This window comes from Streptomyces globosus (assembly GCF_003325375.1).
GTDB lineage: Bacteria > Actinomycetota > Actinomycetes > Streptomycetales > Streptomycetaceae > Streptomyces > Streptomyces globosus_A.
In genome coordinates this window covers 2,881,518-2,898,419 of the sequence record NZ_CP030862.1, presented here as the reverse complement: position 1 = coordinate 2,898,419, position 16,902 = coordinate 2,881,518, and the positions used below count along the sequence as shown (strand labels likewise).

Here is a 16,902-nt window from a genome sequence, read left to right as displayed (position 1 = left end):
GGGTGGGAAAACCTCGCAGTCGGGAAAGGGTGGTACGCGTGGTGCGGTGATCGGCCGGCCCGGTGCGGCCGGCCGGCCGGCTCGGTCAGGCGAGGCCGAGTTCCTTGTCGATCAGGTCGAAGATCTCGTCGTCCGTCGAGGCCGCTTCCAGGTCGGCGTCGGCACCGGTGCCGTCGGCGTCCCCGCCGGTGCCCTCGGCGGTGTGGTCGACGGTGTCGTCGAGCTTCCATTGCAGTGCCTTGAGGCGGGCGGTCAGGCGGGCGCGGCTGTCCGCGTCGAGTGCGGAGGCCGCGCCGGCCGTCAGGGCCCGCTCCAGCTCGTCGAGGCCCGGCAGGAGGGAGCCGTCCGGCTCCGTGCCGTCGGCGGATGCCAGTTGTGCGCGCAGGTGCCGGGCGAGGGCCAGCGGGGTCGGGTGGTCGAATACCGCTGTCGTCGGCAGCCGCAGGCCGGTCTCGGCGTTGAGGCGGTTGCGCAGTTCCACGGCCGTGAGGGAGCTCATGCCCAGGTCGAGGAAGCCGCGTTCGGCGTCGATCGAGGCGGGCGAGCCGTGGCCGAGGACGGTGGCGGCGTGCCCTGCGATCAGTTGCAGCAGCAGCTCTTCGCGCTTGGCCTCGCCGAGTCCGGCCAGCCGCTCCGTGAAGCCGCCGTCGTGCCGGGTCCCGTCCGCCGGGGCGGTGGCTCCGGGCGTGCTCGCGGACCTCCGTACGACGGCCGGTACGGGGGCGAGCGCGCGGAGCAGTGCCGGGGCACGGCCGGCGGCCGACCAGGCCCGCGGGTCGAGGCGTACGGGGACCAGGAGGGCGCGGTCGAGGGCCGCGGCGGCGTCGAGCAGGCCGAGTCCTTGGCCTGCCGAGAGCGGCAGCATTCCTGAGCGCGCGAAACGGGCGACATCCACGGGGTCCAGCCTGGACGTCATTTCACTGGAATCTCCCCAGTATCCCCACGCGAGGGAGACCGCGGTGAACCCCTCGGCCCGGCGCCGGTGGGCGAGGGCGTCGAGGAAGGAGTTGGCGGCGGCGTAGTTGGCCTGGGCCGGGCCGCCGATGACTCCGGCGAAGGAGGAGAAGAGGACGAAGGCGGACAGTTTGGTGTCGCGGGTCAGCTCGTGCAGGTGCCAGGCGGCTTCCGCCTTCGGGCGCCATACGTGGTCCAGGTCCTCGGCCGTGAGGTTCTCCAGGAGCCCGTCCCGGAGGACGCCTGCCGCGTGGACCACCGCGGTGAGCGGGTGTTCGGCCGGGATCGCGGCGAGCACCCCGGCGAGGGCGTCGCGGTCGGCCGCGTCGCAGGCGGCGATGGTGACGGTCGCACCCAGGCGGGTGAGTTCGTCGCGGAGTTCCGCCGCGCCCGGTGCGTCGGGGCCGCGGCGGCCGGTGAGCAGCAGGTGCCGCACGCCGTGTCCGGTGACCAGGTGGCGTGCGACGTGCGCGCCGAGGGTTCCGGTGCCGCCGGTGATGAGGACGGTGCCGTCGCCGTGCACGTCCCACTCCAGGGCGGGGAGGCCCGAGGGGTCCTGCGGGGGTGCGGCGTGCCGGAGCCTGGGTACGGTCACCGTGCCGGCGTGCAGGGCGAGGTGGGCTTCGTCGGCGGCCGCGGCGGCCGCGACGGCCGCCGGCAGTGCGCGCTCGGAAGCCGGATCGCCGTCGGTGTCGACCAGCAGGAACCGGCCGGGGTGTTCGGCCTGCGCGGACCGGATGAGGCCGTGGACGGCGGCGTCGGTGAGCGCGGCGCCGGCGCCCGCGGTGACGAGGACCAGCCGGGAGTCCGCGCAGCGCGGATCGGCCAGCCAGGTCTGGGCGAGGTGCAGCATCTCCCGTACCGGTGTGCTGTCGGCGGGGTCCGCCGGGGCTGCGAGGTCGCCGGCCGCGGGCAGCCGCAGCAGCACCGTGTCGGCGAAGGCGTCCGCGTGTTCCGTGCCGAGGGCCTCCAGCAGGGCGGGCAGGCCGGTGAAGGAGGCGGTGCCGGTGGCCGGTTCGGCGAGGGCTTCGGCGGCCGGGGCCCAGTCCGGTTCCGTCCAGGCGGTTTCGAACAGGGCCTGGGGGTGCCGGGCCGCGGCCGCGGGCGCGCCGGTGGTGACGGCGCCCGCCGTGAGGACGGGAGCGCCCGTGGCGTCGGCCGCGGTCAGGGACAGGGCGCCGTCCCGGGTACGGGTGATCCGTACGCGCAGGTGGGCGGCACCGGTGGCCGTGAGGTTCACCGCGTGCCAGGTGGTCGGCAGCTCGGCTCGCCCGGACCGGCCCGCGGCCATGGCCAGCACGGTCTGGAGCAGGGCCGGATGGATCCGGAAGGCGGACGCGGCCTGGTGCTGCTCCTGGGGCAGGGCCACTTCGGCGAGGGTGCCGCCGTCGGGGGCCGTCCAGAGTGCGCGGACGGTGCGGTGGAGCGGTCCGGGGTCGTAGCCGCCCTCGGCGAGGACGGCGTACAGCTCCTCGGTGTCGGCCGGGCGGGCGCCGTGCGGCGGCCAGTCCGTCGTGTCGAACGGCTCGCCGGCCGGTAGGGCCGCCCGGGAGAGCGTGCCGGTGGCGTGGCGGGTCCAGTCCTCGTCGGCTCCGGTCCGGGCGTGGACGGCCAGCCGGCGGGTGCCCGCCTCGGCGGCTGCCACGGTCAGCTGGACTTCCGCCGTGCCGTCCTCGGGGACGGCCAGCGGGACCAGTTCGGTGAGGTCCTCGACCACCGCGCAGCCGGCCTCGTCGGCGGCCCGGACCGCCCAGTCGAGCAGGGCGGTCGCGGGGACGACGGCGGAGCCGTGCACGGTGTGGTCGGCCAGCCACGGGTGCGTGGCGGCTCCGATCCGGCCGGTGAGGACGAGGGATCCGTCCCCGTCGGCGAGGCGGACGACGCCGTCGAGGCCGGAGGGGTCCGCCGGGCCGGCGGCCGCGGCGGCCGGGGCCGCATCGAGCCAGTACCGGCTGCGCTGGAAGGCGTATGTGGGCAGGTCGGCCGCCCGGCGGCCGCCCAGGACGCCGCTCCAGTCGACGCGTACGCCGTGGACGTGCGCCTCGGCGAGCGAGGCCAGCATCCGCTCCGGTCCGCCGTCCTGGCGGCGCAGCGAGCCGAGGGTCCGCGCGTCCGCCCCGGCAGCGGCGACGGTGTCCTCGATGGCGGCGGTCAGCACCGGGTGCGGGCTGGACTCGACGAAGACGTCGTGGCCCTGGGCGAGGAGGGTGCGCAGGGCGTCCTCGAGGCGGACGGTGCGGCGCAGGTTCTCGTACCAGTACGAGGCGTCCAGCGCGGTGTCGGCTCCGATCCACTCTCCGGTGAGGGTGGAGAGGAAGGGGATGCGGGGTTCGCCGGTCTCGATGCCGGCGAGGTCGGCGAGGACGGTCTCGCGGATGCGTTCGACCTGCGCCGAGTGGGAGGCGTAGTCGACGGGGATCTTCCTGGCGCGTACGCCGTCCCGGGTGCAGGCGTCGACGAGCGCGTCGAGGGCGTCCGGCTCGCCGGAGACCACGACGGAGCCGGGCCCGTTGACCGCGGCGACGGAGATCCGCTCTCCCCAGGCCGTGAGGCGGGCGAGGACGTCCTCGTGGGACGCGGCGACGGAGACCATGCCGCCGTGGCCGGAGAGGTGGGCGGCGATGGCGCGGCTGCGCAGGGCGACCACGCGGGCGCCGTCCTCCAGGGAGAGGGCGCCGGCCACGCAGGCGGCGGCGATCTCGCCCTGGGAGTGGCCGACGACCGCGGCCGGGCGGACGCCGTGCGCCTGCCAGACCTCGGCGAGCGCGACCATGACCGCCCAGAGGGCGGGCTGGGCCACGTCGACGCGGTCCAGCGGCGGGGCGCCCGGCTCCTCGCGCAGTACGGCGGTCAGGGACCAGTCCGCGTACGGGGCGAGGGCCTGCTCGCAGGCGGCGATGCGCGTGGCGAACTCCGGCGAGGAGTCGAGGAGTCCGGCGCCCATGCCGGCCCACTGGGAGCCCTGGCCGGGGAAGACCAGGACGGTCCTGCGGTCGCGGCCGGAGGTGTGCCGGCCCTGGACGAGTCCGGCAGCGGGGGTGCCGTCGGCGAGCCCGGCCAGTGCGCTCCGCAGGGTTGCGGGGTCGGCCGCGGTGACGACCGCGCGGTGTTCGAGGACGGCCCGCCGCGTGGCGAGGGAGGCGGCAAGGTCGAGCGGTGTGCTGCGCCTTCCGGCGGGGGTGTCCAGGTGGGCGAGGAGGGCGGCGGCCTGCGCGCGCAGCGCGGGTGCGCTCCGCGCGGACAGCAGCCAGGGCAGGGGCCGGGCGGCGGCTTCGGCCGGGGCGGCCGGGCCGGCAGCGGCGGCCGCGGCGGGTTCCGGCGTGCCGGGCACCGCGGCCGGGGCGGCCTGGGGCTCGGCGCCGGCCGGCGCCGTCGTCCCGGGCTCACCGGCCCCGCCGGAGGCGGCGGCCGGGCTGCTTGCCGCGTCGGGGCCCTGTTCCAGGATCACGTGTGCGTTGGTGCCGCTGATGCCGAAGGAGGAGACTCCGGCCCGGCGCGGGCGGTCGTCCGAGGCCGGCCAGGCGGCCGCCTCGTCCAGGAGGCGTACGGCGCCGGCCGGCCAGTCCACGTGCGGGGTCGGCTCGTCGGCGTGCAGCGACTTCGGCAGCGTGCCGTGGCGCATGGCGAGCACCATCTTCATCACACCGGCGACACCGGCCGCGGCCTGGGTGTGCCCGAGGTTGGACTTGACGGAGCCCAGCCGCAGCGGCCGGTCCGCGTCCCGTTCCTGGCCGTAGGTGGCGAGCAGGGCCTGGGCCTCGATCGGGTCGCCGAGCCGGGTGCCGGTGCCGTGGGCCTCGACCGCGTCGACGTCGGCGCCGGTCAGGCCGGCGTTGGCCAGGGCCTGGCGGATGACCCGCTGCTGGGAGGGGCCGTTGGGGGCGGACAGGCCGTTGGAGGCGCCGTCCTGGTTGACGGCCGAGCCGCGGACGACGGCCAGCACCTGGCGGCCGGCCCGTACGGCGTCCGAAAGGCGTTCGAGGACGAGCAGGCCGGCGCCTTCGGAGAAGCCGGTGCCGTCGGCGTCGGCCGAGAAGGGCTTGCAGCGGCCGTTGGCGGCCAGCCCGCGCTGCCGCGAGAAGTCCACGATGACCGCCGGGGAGGACATGACGGTCACACCGCCCGCCAGGGCGAGCGAGCACTCACCGGCCCGCAGCGCCTGGGCGGCCATGTGCAGGGCCACCAGGGAGGAGGAGCAGGCGGTGTCGACGGTGACGGCCGGGCCCTCCAGGCCGAGGGCGTAGGAGACGCGGCCGGATACGACGCTGACGGCGTTGCCGGTGTTGACGTATCCGGCGAGCGCCTCGGGGACGTCGGCTCCGCGGGACATGTAGTCGCTGGAGGACAGACCGGCGAAGACGCCGGTGCGGCTGCCGCGCAGGGACCTGGGGTCGATGCCGGCCCGCTCCGCCGCCTCCCACGCGGTTTCCAGCAGCAGGCGCTGCTGCGGGTCCATGACGGTGGCCTCGTTGGGGCTGATGCCGAAGAAGTCGGCGTCGAACTCGGCGGCGTCGTGCAGGAACCCGCCTTCGAGGGTGCGGGAGGCGTCCGGGTGGTCGGGGACGGAGTCGTAGAGGTGCTCCAGGTCCCAGCCCCGGTCCGTGGGGAAGCCGCCGATGGCGTCGGTGCCGTCGGCCAGCAGGGTCCACAGGTCCTCGGGCGAGCGGACGCCGCCCGGGTAGCGGCAGGCCATGCCGACGATGACGACCGGGTCCTCGTCCGGGGCGGCGGTCAGCGGTGCGGTGGCCGCTTCGGCCGTGGGTGCGGTGTCCGCCAGCAGGCCGCCGAGGTGTTCTGCGAGCGCGACGGGCGTCGGGTGGTCGAAGACGAGGGTGGCGGGCAGCCGCAGCCCGGCCGCCGTGCCCAGCCGGTTGCGCAGCTCGACGGCGGTCAGCGAGTCGAAGCCGAGGTCGCGGAAGGCCTTCCCGGCGTGGATCAGGCCGGCGTCGGCGTGGCCGAGCACGGCGACCGCGTACGTGGTGACCAGCTCGACCAGTGCGGTCTGCCGTTCGGCGGCGGGCAGTGCGGCCAGCCGGTGCCGCAGGCCTCCGCCCGGGACGGCGGTGCCCGGTCCGGCCTCGGCGGCGCGCCGGGCGGCCGTGCCCCGGAACAGGGTCCGCAGGATCGGCGGCAGGGCCTCGGGGGCGCGGCGGCGCAGGACGGCGCCGTCCAGGCGCAGCGGTACGAGGAGCGGCCGGCGGGCGGCGAGCGCCGCGTCGAACAGGGTGAGCCCGTCGCGGGTGGCGAGCGGCAGCGCGCCGGTGGAGCGGGCGCGGCTGCGGTCGCCCTCGTCGAGGTGTCCGGTCATCCCGCTCGCCTGGGCCCACAGGCCCCAGGCGAGGGAGGTGGCGGGCAGGCCGGCGGTCTGGCGGTGGCGGGCGAGTCCGTCCAGGAAGGTGTTGGCGGCGGCGTAGTTGCCCTGTCCGGCGTTGCCGAAGGTTCCGGCCGCCGAGGAGAACAGCACGAAGCCGGCGAGGTCCAGGTGCCGGGTCAGTTCGTGGAGGTTCCAGGCCGCGTCCGCCTTGGGGCGCAGGACGGTCGCCAGCCGCTCGGGGGTGAGCGAGGTGACCACGCCGTCGTCGAGCACGCCGGCGGCGTGGACGACGGCGGTCAGCGGGTGGTCGGCGCCGACGGAGGCGAGCAGCGCGGCGAGCGCCGCCCGGTCGGCGGTGTCGCAGGCGGCGAGGGTGACCTCGGCGCCCAGCTCGGCCAGTTCGGAGCGGAGTTCGGCGGCGCCGGGGCTGTCGGGGCCGCGGCGGCCGGCGAGCAGCAGGTGCCGCATGCCGTGTGCGGTGACGAGGTGGCGGGCGAGTGCGCGGCCGAGTTCGCCGGTGCCGCCGGTGATGAGGACGGTGCCGTCGGGGTTCCACGGGCGGGGCACGGTGAGGACCACCTTGCCGGTGTGGCGGGCCTGGGAGACGTACCGGAAGGCGTCGGGGGCGTGGGCGAGGTCCCAGGCGGTGACCGGGAGCGGGCGCAGGGCGCCCTGTTCGAAGAGGGCGACGAGTTCGGTGAGCATCTCGCCGATCCGCTCGGGGCCTGCTTCGGCCAGGTCGAACGCGCGGTAGAAGGCGCCGTCGTGGTCGCGGGCGACGTCGGCGGCGTCGCGGATGTCGGTCTTGCCCATCTCGACGAGCCGGCCGCCGGGTGCCAGGAGGCGCAGTGAGGCGTCGACGTACTCGCCGGCGAGGGAGTTGAGGACCACGTCCACTCCGCGGCCGCCGCTCGCCGCGCGGAAGGCCTCCTCGAAGTCGAGGGTGCGGGAGGAGGCGAGGCGGTCGGCGGGCAGGCCGTCGGCCGCGGCCCGCAGCAGGCGCTGCTTGGGCTCGCTCGCGGTGCCGTAGACCTCGGCGCCCCACAGCCGGGCGAGCTGGGTGGCGGCCATGCCGACGCCGCCGGCGGCGGCGTGGACGAGGACGGTTTCGCCCTCGGTGAGGCCTGCGAGGTCGCGCAGCGCGTAGTACGCGGTGAGGAACACGACGGGCGCGGCGGCGGCCTGGGCGAAGGTCCAGCCGGCCGGCATCCGGGTGACGACGCGGCCGTCGGCGACGGCGAGGGGGCCGAAGCCGCCCACGACCATGCCGAAGACGCGGTCGCCGACGTTCAGGCCGGTGACGTCGGGGGCCGTCTCGACGACGACGCCGGCGGCCTCGGAGCCGAGGAACTCGGCGCCTCCGGGGTACATGCCGAGGGCGTTGAGGACGTCGCGGAAGTTGAGTCCGGCGGCCCGGACCTCGATCCGGACCTGCCCGGGTGCCAGCGGCGCGGACGCCTGCGGGGCGGGCAGCAGGGCCAGGTGGTCGAGGCTGCCCTTCTCGGGGATGTCCAGCCGCCAGGCGGCCGTGCCGTCGGGCGCGGTGAGTGCGCCCGAGGCGTGGGTGCGGGCCAGGCGGGGTGCGTAGGCGGCGCCCTGGCGCAGCGCCAGCTGCGGCTCGCCGGTGGCGGCGACCGCCTGGGGCAGGGCCCGCCAGGAGGCGGGGTCGTCGTCGAGGTCGGCGAGGACGATCCGGCCGGGGTTCTCGGTCTGGGCCGAACGCAGCAGGCCCCACAGGGCCGAGCCGGGCAGGTCGGTGACGTCACCGCCGGGGTCGGGGGTGACGGCGCCCCGGGTGGCGACGACCAGCCGGGTCGTGTCGAACCGTTCGTCGGCGAGCCAGTCCTGGAGGGTGGCGAGCACCGTTTCCAGGACGGCGGCGGCCCGTGCGGCGGGATCGGCCGCGTGGCCCGCGGCGGCTTCGGCGGTGAGCAGCAGCGCGTCCGGGATGCCCGTCGCGGGCAGCGCGGCCGCCAGGTCGGCCAGGCTGTCCCAGCGGGCCAGGGCCGCGCCGCCCTCGGTGAGGGCGGCGGCCTGCCCGGTCTCGGAGCCGAGGAGCGCCCAGCGGGCGGCCCCGGCCGGGCCGGTCTGCGCCGTGGAGGGCGCGGAGGCCGCCTGCAGCGGGGTCCAGTCCAGGTGGAACAGGGCGTCGCGGACCGTACGGGAGTCCGCGTCGGCGGCGCCGAGCGCGGCGGCCTCGATCGGCCGTACCGCCAGCGCTTCGATGGTGGCGACCGGGCGGCCCAGCGGGTCGGCCATCAGGACCGACACCGCGCCCGGCCCGGCGGGGCTCAGGCGGACCCGCAGGGCGGTCGCGCCGGTGGCGTGGAGGGTGACCCCGGTCCAGGAGAAGGGCAGGCCGGTGCTGCCCTCGGCGTTGCTGAGCGGGCCGAGTCCGGCCGCGTGCAGCGCGGCGTCCAGCAGGGCGGGGTGGATGCCGAAGCGGGCGGCGTCCGCCAGGGCCGCCTCGGGCAGGGCGGCTTCCGCGTACACGTCCGCGTCGAGCCGCCAGGCCGCCCGCAGGCCCTGGAACACCGGGCCGTACGCGTAGCCCTCGCTGCGCAGCGACGCGTAGAGGCCGTCGGTCTCCGGGGCGGGCTCGGCCCCGCGCGGGGGCCAGGCGGCGAACACCTCGCCGGCGGGTTCCGCGCCGGGCGCGCCGAGCGTGCCGTCGGCGTGGTGGGTCCACTCCGCTTCCGGCTCGCCGTCGGGGCGGGTGTGGACGGTGACGGTCCGCAGCCCGGAGGGGTCGGCGGCGCCGACCGCGATCTGCACCTGGATGCCGCCGTGTTCGGGCAGCAGGACGGGCGCGTGCAGGGTCAGCTCCTCGATCCGGCCGCAGCCGAGCTCGTCACCGGCCCTGACGGCCACCTCGACGAGTGCGGCGCCGGGCACGATGACGGTGCCGCCGACCATGTGGTCGGCGAGCCACGGGTGGCTGAGCAGCGACCAGCGGGCGGTGGCGACGAGTTCGTCGCCGATGGCGAGCGGCAGCGCGGCTCCGAGGAGCGGGTGGTCGAAGGAGCCGAGTCCGGCCGAGGCGACGTCCCCGGCACCGCCGGTGGCCGGGCGCGGCCAGTAGCGGCGGTGCTGGAAGGCGTACGTGGGCAGGGGCGCCGGGGTACCGGGGCGCGGGGTCCCGGCGGTCTCGAAGAAGGCGTCCCAGTCGATGCGGGCGCCGTGGTTGCGGGCGTCGGCGAGGGAGAGCACGAACCGGGCGGGGCCGCCCTCGTCGCGGCGCAGGGTGCCGGTGGCGGCCGCGGCGGAGTCGGCGGCCTCGATGGTCTCCTGGACTCCGGTCGTGACGACGGGGTGCGGGCTGACCTCGATGAACACGCGGTGGCCCGCGTCGAGCAGGGCACGGGTGGCCTGCTCGAACTCGACGGTTCCGCGCAGGTTCGCGTACCAGTAGGCGGCGTCGAGCAGGGTCGTGTCGACGGGGGCGCCCGTGACGGTGGAGTAGAGGGGGATGCGCGCAGCGCGGGGTGCGACGGGCGCGAGGACGGTGCGCAGCTCCGCCTCGATGCGGGCCACCTGCGCGGAGTGCGAGGCGTAGTCGACGGGGATCCGCTTGGCGCGGATGCCGTCCCGGTCGCAGGCGTCGAGGAGGGCGTCCAGGGCTTCGGGCTCGCCGGAGACCACGACGGAGGAGGGGCCGTTGACGGCGGCGAGGGAGAGCCGCTCGCCCCAGGGGGCCAGCAGCGCGCGGACCTCGTCGGCGGGCCGGGCCACGGAGACCATGCCGCCCTGCCCGGACAGGGCGGTCAGCGCCCGGCTGCGCAGGGCGACGACACGGGCGGCGTCGTCCAGGGTGAGGGCGCCGGCCACGCAGGCGGCGGCGATCTCGCCCTGGGAGTGGCCGACGACCGCGGCCGGGCGGACGCCGTGCGCCTGCCACAGCTCGGCGAGGGACACCATCACGGCGAACAGCACGGGCTGCACCACGTCGACGCGGTCGAGGCCGGGTGCGCCTTCGGCTCCGCGCAGCACGTCCATGAGGGACCAGTCGGTGTACGCGTCGAGGGCTGCGGCGCACTCCGCCATGCGGGCGGCGAACACCGGTGCGGTGTCGAGGAGTTCGAGCGCCATGCCGGGCCACTGGGAGCCCTGCCCGGGGAAGACGAAGACGGTGTCGCCGTCGCTGTCGGCGACGCCTTCGAGGACGGCGGGCGATGCCTGGCCGCGGCCCTCGGCGAGGGCGTCCAGGCCGGCGAGCAGGGCGGCGGCGTGGTCCGCGACGACGGTGGCGCGGTGTTCCATGGTGGTGCGGGTGGTCGCCAGCGCGTGCGCGACGGCGGCCGGCTCGGTGGCGGCCCCCGCGCCCCGCAGGTGCGCGGCCAGCCGTGCGGCCTGCGCGGCCAGCGCCTGCGGGGACTTGGCGGACAGTACGTAAGGCAGGGTGGGGGACGGCTGCGGACGGGCGGCCTCGCCGGAGATCGCGGCTTCGGCCGCGGCGTCGGCGGCGGCCGCTGTGGCGGCGCCCCCTCCCTCCGGCGCCGTGGCGGCGGCGGGCGGCAGCGGGTCGGCGGCTTCCAGGATGACGTGGGCGTTGGTGCCGCTGATGCCGAAGGAGGAGACGCCCGCCCGGTGCGGGCGGCCCGCGGCGGGCCAGGCGGTGGGGGCGGCGAGGAGTTCGACCGCGCCCGCCGACCAGTCCACGTGCGGGGACGGCTCGTCGATGTGCAGGGACTGCGGCAGCAGGCCGTTGCGCAGGGCCAGGATCATCTTGATGACCCCTGCGACGCCGGCGGCGGCCTGGGTGTGGCCGATGTTGGACTTGACGGAGCCGAGGAGCAGCGGCCGGTCCGCCGGGCGCCCCTGCCCGTACGTGGCGAGCAGGGCCTGTGCCTCGATCGGGTCGCCGAGGCGGGTGCCGGTGCCGTGTGCCTCGACCGCGTCGACCTCGTCGGCGCCGAGTCCGGCGTCGGCGAGGGCCTGGCGGATGACGCGCTGCTGGGAGGGGCCGTTGGGGGCGGACAGCCCGTTGGAGGCACCGTCCTGGTTGACGGCGGAGCCGCGTAGCACGGCGAGGACGGTGTGGCCGTTGCGGCGGGCGTCGGAGAGGCGCTCCACCAGCAGCAGGCCCACTCCTTCGGCCCAGCCGGTGCCGTCGGCGGCTCCCGCGAAGGGCTTGCAGCGGCCGTCGGGGGCGAGGCCGCGCTGCCGGGAGAACTCGACGAACACCTGCGGGGTGGACATGACGGTGACGCCGCCGGCGAGGGCGAGGGTGCATTCGCCGCGGCGCAGTGCCTGCGCGGCCAGGTGGAGGGAGACCAGCGAGGAGGAGCAGGCGGTGTCGACGGTGACGGCCGGGCCCTCGAAGCCGAAGGCGTACGACACGCGGCCGGAGACCACGCTGGCCGCGTTGCCGGTCATCAGGTGCCCGGTGACGTCGTCCGGGGCGGTGCCGAGGACCTGCTGGTAGTCCTGGAAGTTGGAGCCGACGAACACACCGGTCGCGGTTCCGCGCAGGGTGTCGGGGGCGATGCCGGCCCGCTCGACGGTCTCCCACGCGGTCTCCAGCAGGAGCCGCTGCTGCGGGTCCATGGCGAGGGCCTCGCGGGGCGAGATCCCGAAGAAGTCGGCGTCGAAGCCGGCCAGGCCGGTGAGGAAGCCGCCTTCGCGGACGTAGCTGGTGCCGTGGTGTTCCGGGTCCGGGTCGTAGAGGCCTTCGGTGTCCCATCCCCGGTCGGTGGGCAGGTCCGAGATGCCGTCGCCGCCCCGGGCGAGCAGCTCCCAGAACTCCTCCGGTGAGCCGATGCCGCCGGGGAAGCGGCAGGCCATGCCCACGATGGCGATGGGTTCGTCGGCCTCCGCCCGCACGGCGACGGCGGCGTCGGCCGCGACGGCGGTGTGCCCGTCCAGCAGCTCGGCGCGCAGGTGCGCGGCCACGGCGGCCGTGGTCGGGTGGTCGAAGAGGAGCGTGGCGGGCAGGGGTACACCCGTGACCGCGGTGAGCCGGTTGCGCAGCTCCACGGCCGTCAGGGAGTCGAAGCCGAGTTCGCGGAACGCCCGGTTGGCGTCGACGGTGCCCGCGGAGGCGTGCCCGAGGACGCGGGCGATCTCCTCGCGGAGCAGGTCGGTCAGGGCGCGTTCCTGTTCGGCGGGCGTCGCCAGGCCGAGCAGGCGCTCACGCAGCGGCGAGGTCTTCCCGCCGTCCTTCTCCGCGATCCGCTCCGGCCCGCGGCGCACCTCCGGCAGGTCGCCGATGAGCGGGCTGGGCCGCGCGGCCGTCAGGGCCGGGGCGAGGGTGTCCCAGTCGATGTCGGCGACGGTCACGCAGGCCGCGCCGCGGGCCAGGGCCTGTCGGAGGGCGGCGAGGGCGAGTTCGGGGTCCATCGGGACGATGCCGCTGCGGCGGATCCGGTCGGCGAGGGCGTCACTGCCGACGGCCATGCCGGCGTCGGCCCACGAGCCCCAGGCCACGGAGGTGGCGGGCAGCCCGGCGGCGCGGCGCTGTTCGGCGAGGGCGTCGAGGTAGGCGTTGGCGGCGGCGTAGTTGCCCTGTCCGGCGTTGCCGAGCACACCGGAGATGGAGGAGAACAGCACGAACATCGACAGCTGCGACCCGCCCTGCGGGTCACGGGTGAGTTCGTCCAGCAGCCGGGCGGATTCCGCCTTGGCGCGCAGTACGGTCTCGAAGCGCTCGCCGGTCAGCGCGTCCAGCACACCGTCGTCGAGGACACCGGCGGCGTGCACGACACCGCTCAGCGGGAGCTCGGCGGGGAGGTCCGCGAGGAGGGCGGTGAGCGCGTCGCGGTCGGCGGTGTCGCAGGCCGCGACGGTGACGCGGACGCCCGATGCCTCCAGCTCGGCGGCCAGTTCGGCCGCGCCGTCGGCCGCCGGGCCCCGCCGGCTGGTCAGCAGCAGGTGCTCGGCGCCGGCTCCGGCCAGCCAGCGGGCGACGCGGCCGCCCAGGGCGCCCGTACCGCCGGTGACGAGGACGGTGCCGCGCGGGGCGGTCCACGACTCCGTGTCGTGGGCGGGCACGACGCGGGCGAGGCGCCGCACGTACGTGCCGGAGGGCCGTACGGCGATCTGGTCCTCGGCCGTGCCCGCGCCCAGCACGCCGGCGACCCGGGCCGCGAGGTCGTGGCCGCCGAGGGCCGCGGGGAGGTCGATCAGCCCGCCCCAGCGCTGCGGGTACTCCAGCGCCGCGACCCTGCCCAGCCCCCAGGTCTGGGCCTGGACGGGCGCGGCGGGCGGCTGCGCCGCGTCGACGGACACGGCGCCGCGGGTCAGGCACCACAGGCGCGCCCCCGCTCCGGACGCCTCCAGGGCACGCAGCAGGTCGACGGTGGCGGGGAGTCCCCGCGGGACCGCCGGGTGGGCGGGGTGCGGGCGCTCGTCGAACGAGAGGAACGACAGGACGCCGGACACCGGTCCGGTGGCGGTGGCGTCGGCCAGGGCCGTACGGACCGACTCCGCGAGGGAGTCGGCACCTGCGGCGGCGGGCACGACGAGGCGCTCGACGCGCGCGCCGAGACCGGTGAGGGCGGAGAGCAGCGCGGCGAGTGCCTCGTCGTCCGCCGAGTGGTCGGGGACGACGGCCAGCCAGCCGGAGCCGGAGCGCAGCGCGGTCGCGGAACCGTGGGGGGCCGCGGTCCAGGTGGTCCGATAGGCCCAGGCGTCGGTGGCGGCCCGGGTGCGACGGTGGGCGCGCCAGGTTCCGAGGACGGGGAGCAGGTCGTCGAGCGACGCCTGGACGGGAGCCCCCTCGATGCCGAGTACGGCAGAGGCGGCGTCGAGGTCACCGCGTTCGACGGCCTCCCAGAAGGCGGTCTCCACCGCGTCGGCGGGGGTCGCGGAACTGCCGCCGCGCAGCAGGTCCGTTGCGCTGTTCGGGAGCCAGTAGTGCTGGTGCTGGAAGGCGTAGGTGGGCAGCTCCACCGGACGGGCGTCGGTGCCGGCGTAGAACGCGGACCAGTCGACCTCGGCGCCGTGGACGTGGAGCCGGGCGAGCGCGCGGACGAGCGAGGTCTCCTCGTCCGTGCCCTTGCGCAGGGCGGGTACCAGGGCGGCGCCGCCACCGCCCGCGGTGTCGGAGGCCAGGGCGGACAGCACGCCGTCCGGGCCGAGTTCCAGGTAGGTGGTCACGCCCAGGTCGGCGAGGGTACGGATGCCGGCGCCGAAGCGGACCGCTTCGCGGACGTGGCGCACCCAGTAGTCCGGGGTGCACAGTTCGCGGGTGGAGGCGAGCTGTCCGGTGAGGTTGGAGACGAGCGGGATGGCGGGTATGCCGAAGGACAGGCCTGCGACCACCGTGCGGAACCCGTCCAGCATGGGGTCCATCAGCGGCGAGTGGAAGGCGTGCGAGACCCGCAGGCGGGTTGTCTTGCGGCCCAGCCCCTCGAAGTGGGCGCGGACGGCGTCGACCGCGTCCTCGGCACCCGAGACGACCACGGCCGAGGGACCGTTGACCGCCGCAATCGACACCGACTCGCCCAGCAGCGGCAGGACCTCGTCCTCCGCCGCCGCGACCGCCAGCATCGCACCGCCTTCCGGCAGCGCCTGCATCAGCCGGCCCCGCGCCGACACCAGCGCACAGGCGTCAGCGAGCGAGAACACCCCCGCCACGTGCGCCGCGGCCACCTCGCCGATCGAGTGACCGGCCACGAAGTCCGGCCGCACCCCCCACGACTCGACCAACCGGAACAACGCCACCTCGACCGCGAACAGCGCGGCCTGGGCGTACATGGTCTGGTTCAGCGCCTCCGCGTCCTCACCCCAGACCACCTCCCGCACCGGAACATCCAGCTCCGCACACACCGCGTCAAAAGCCTGAGCGAACACGGGAAAGCGCGCATACAGCTCCCGGCCCATGCCGAGCCGCTGCGAGCCCTGACCGGTGAACAGCACGGACAGGGGCCCCTTGGCCGCGAGTGCGGTCGTGCCCTCGCCGTCGGCGAGTGCGTCGAGGCCGCTCAGCAGGTCTGCGCGGTCCCCGCCCACGACAGCGGCCCGGTGTTCCAGCGCGGCGCGGGTGGTGGCGAGCGAGAAGGCGATGTCGGCCGTGCTCGGCTCTGCGTGGCCGCGTACGTGTGCGGCAAGCCGTGCCGCCTGCGCGCGCAGCGCCTCGGCGGTCTTCGCCGAGAGCACCCACGGCAGCACGCCGGAGGCGTCGGTCCCGCCGCCCGTTGCGGCCGGCGGCGCGGTCGCCGGCTGTTCGAGGACCACGTGGGCGTTGGTGCCGCTGACGCCGAACGAGGAGACGGCCGCCCGTCGCGGCCGGTCCTCGTGCGCCGGCCAGGCGGCCTCCTCGGTGAGCAGCCGTACGCTGCCTGCCGTCCAGTCGACGTGCGGGGACGGCTCGTCCAGGTGCAGGGTCGCGGGGAGGGTGCCGTGCCGCATGGCGAGCACGGTCTTGATGACGCCGGCGACACCCGCCGCGGCCTGGGTGTGGCCGATGTTGGACTTCATCGAGCCGAGGAGCAGCGGCCGGTCCGCCGGGCGCCCCTGGCCGTACGTGGCGAGCAGGGCGGTGGCCTCGATGGGGTCGCCGAGCCGGGTTCCGGTGCCGTGCGCCTCGACCGTGTCCACGTCGGTGGCGGCGAGTCCGGCGTCGGCGAGCGCCCGCCGGATGACGCGCTGCTGGGAGGGGCCGTTGGGGGCGGTCAGGCCGTTGCTGGCGCCGTCCTGGTTGACGGCGGAGCCGCGTACGACGGCCAGGACCGGGTGCCCGGCCCGCAGCGCGTCGGACAGCCGCTCGACCAGGATGACGCCGGCGCCCTCGCTCCACGCGGTGCCGTCGGCGGCGGCCGAGAACGGCTTGCAGCGGCCGTCGGCGGCCAGGCCGCGCTGGCGGCCGAACTCCGCGAACATCTGCGGGGTGGACATGACGGTGACACCGCCGGCCAGGGCGAGGGTGCACTCGCCGCGCCGCAGCGACTGCACCGCCAGGTGCAGGGCGACCAGGGACGAGGAGCAGGCCGTGTCGACGGTGACGGCCGGGCCTTCCAAGCCCAGGACGTAGGAGATGCGCCCGGAGGCGACGCTCACGGTGTTGCCGGTCAGCACGTGGCCGGCGACCTCTTCGCGGATCCGTCCGGAACCGGCGGTGGCCGCGGTGTCGTAGCCGCCGTGTCCGGCGCCGATGAACACGCCGGTGTGGGTGCCGCGCAGGGCGTGGGGCGAGATGCCGGCCCGCTCGACGGCCTCCCAGGCCGTCTCGAGCATCAGCCGCTGCTGCGGGTCCATGGCGAGGGCCTCGCGCGGGGAGATGCCGAAGAAGCCGGCGTCGAAATCGCCCGCGCCGTGCAGGAAGCCGCTCTCGCGGGGGTACGCGGCGCCGTCCCCGCCCTCGGCTTCGGCGCCTCCGTAGAGGTCTTCGAGGTTCCAGCCGCGGTCGGCGGGGAAGGCGGAGACGGCGTCGACTCCGCCGCGGACCAGCTCCCAGAGCTGCTCGGGTGTGTCGGCGCCGCCGGGGTAGCGGCAGGCCATGCCGACGATGGCGATGGGCTCCCGGCTCTTCTCCTGCACCTCTCGCAGCTGCTCGCGCGTCTCGTCAAGGTCCGCGATGGCCCGCTTCAGATAGTCGCGAAGCTTCTGCTCGTTCGACATCAGGGTGTCAACCTCTCGAGGTGAGATGCCGGGGTTTCCCGCCCAGTCTCACCAGCACCGACTGCGGTTTTCCC

General features: G+C 76.2%; 1 protein-coding gene. It reads right to left on the bottom strand.

The annotated features are described in order from the left end of the window. Positions 1-85 precede the first annotated feature (85 nt). On the bottom strand, positions 86-16,831 hold the full coding sequence (locus C0216_RS12690) for a type I polyketide synthase (protein WP_428985489.1): 16,746 nt from the start codon (positions 16,829-16,831) through the stop codon (positions 86-88). Positions 16,832-16,902: the final 71 nt, after the last annotated feature.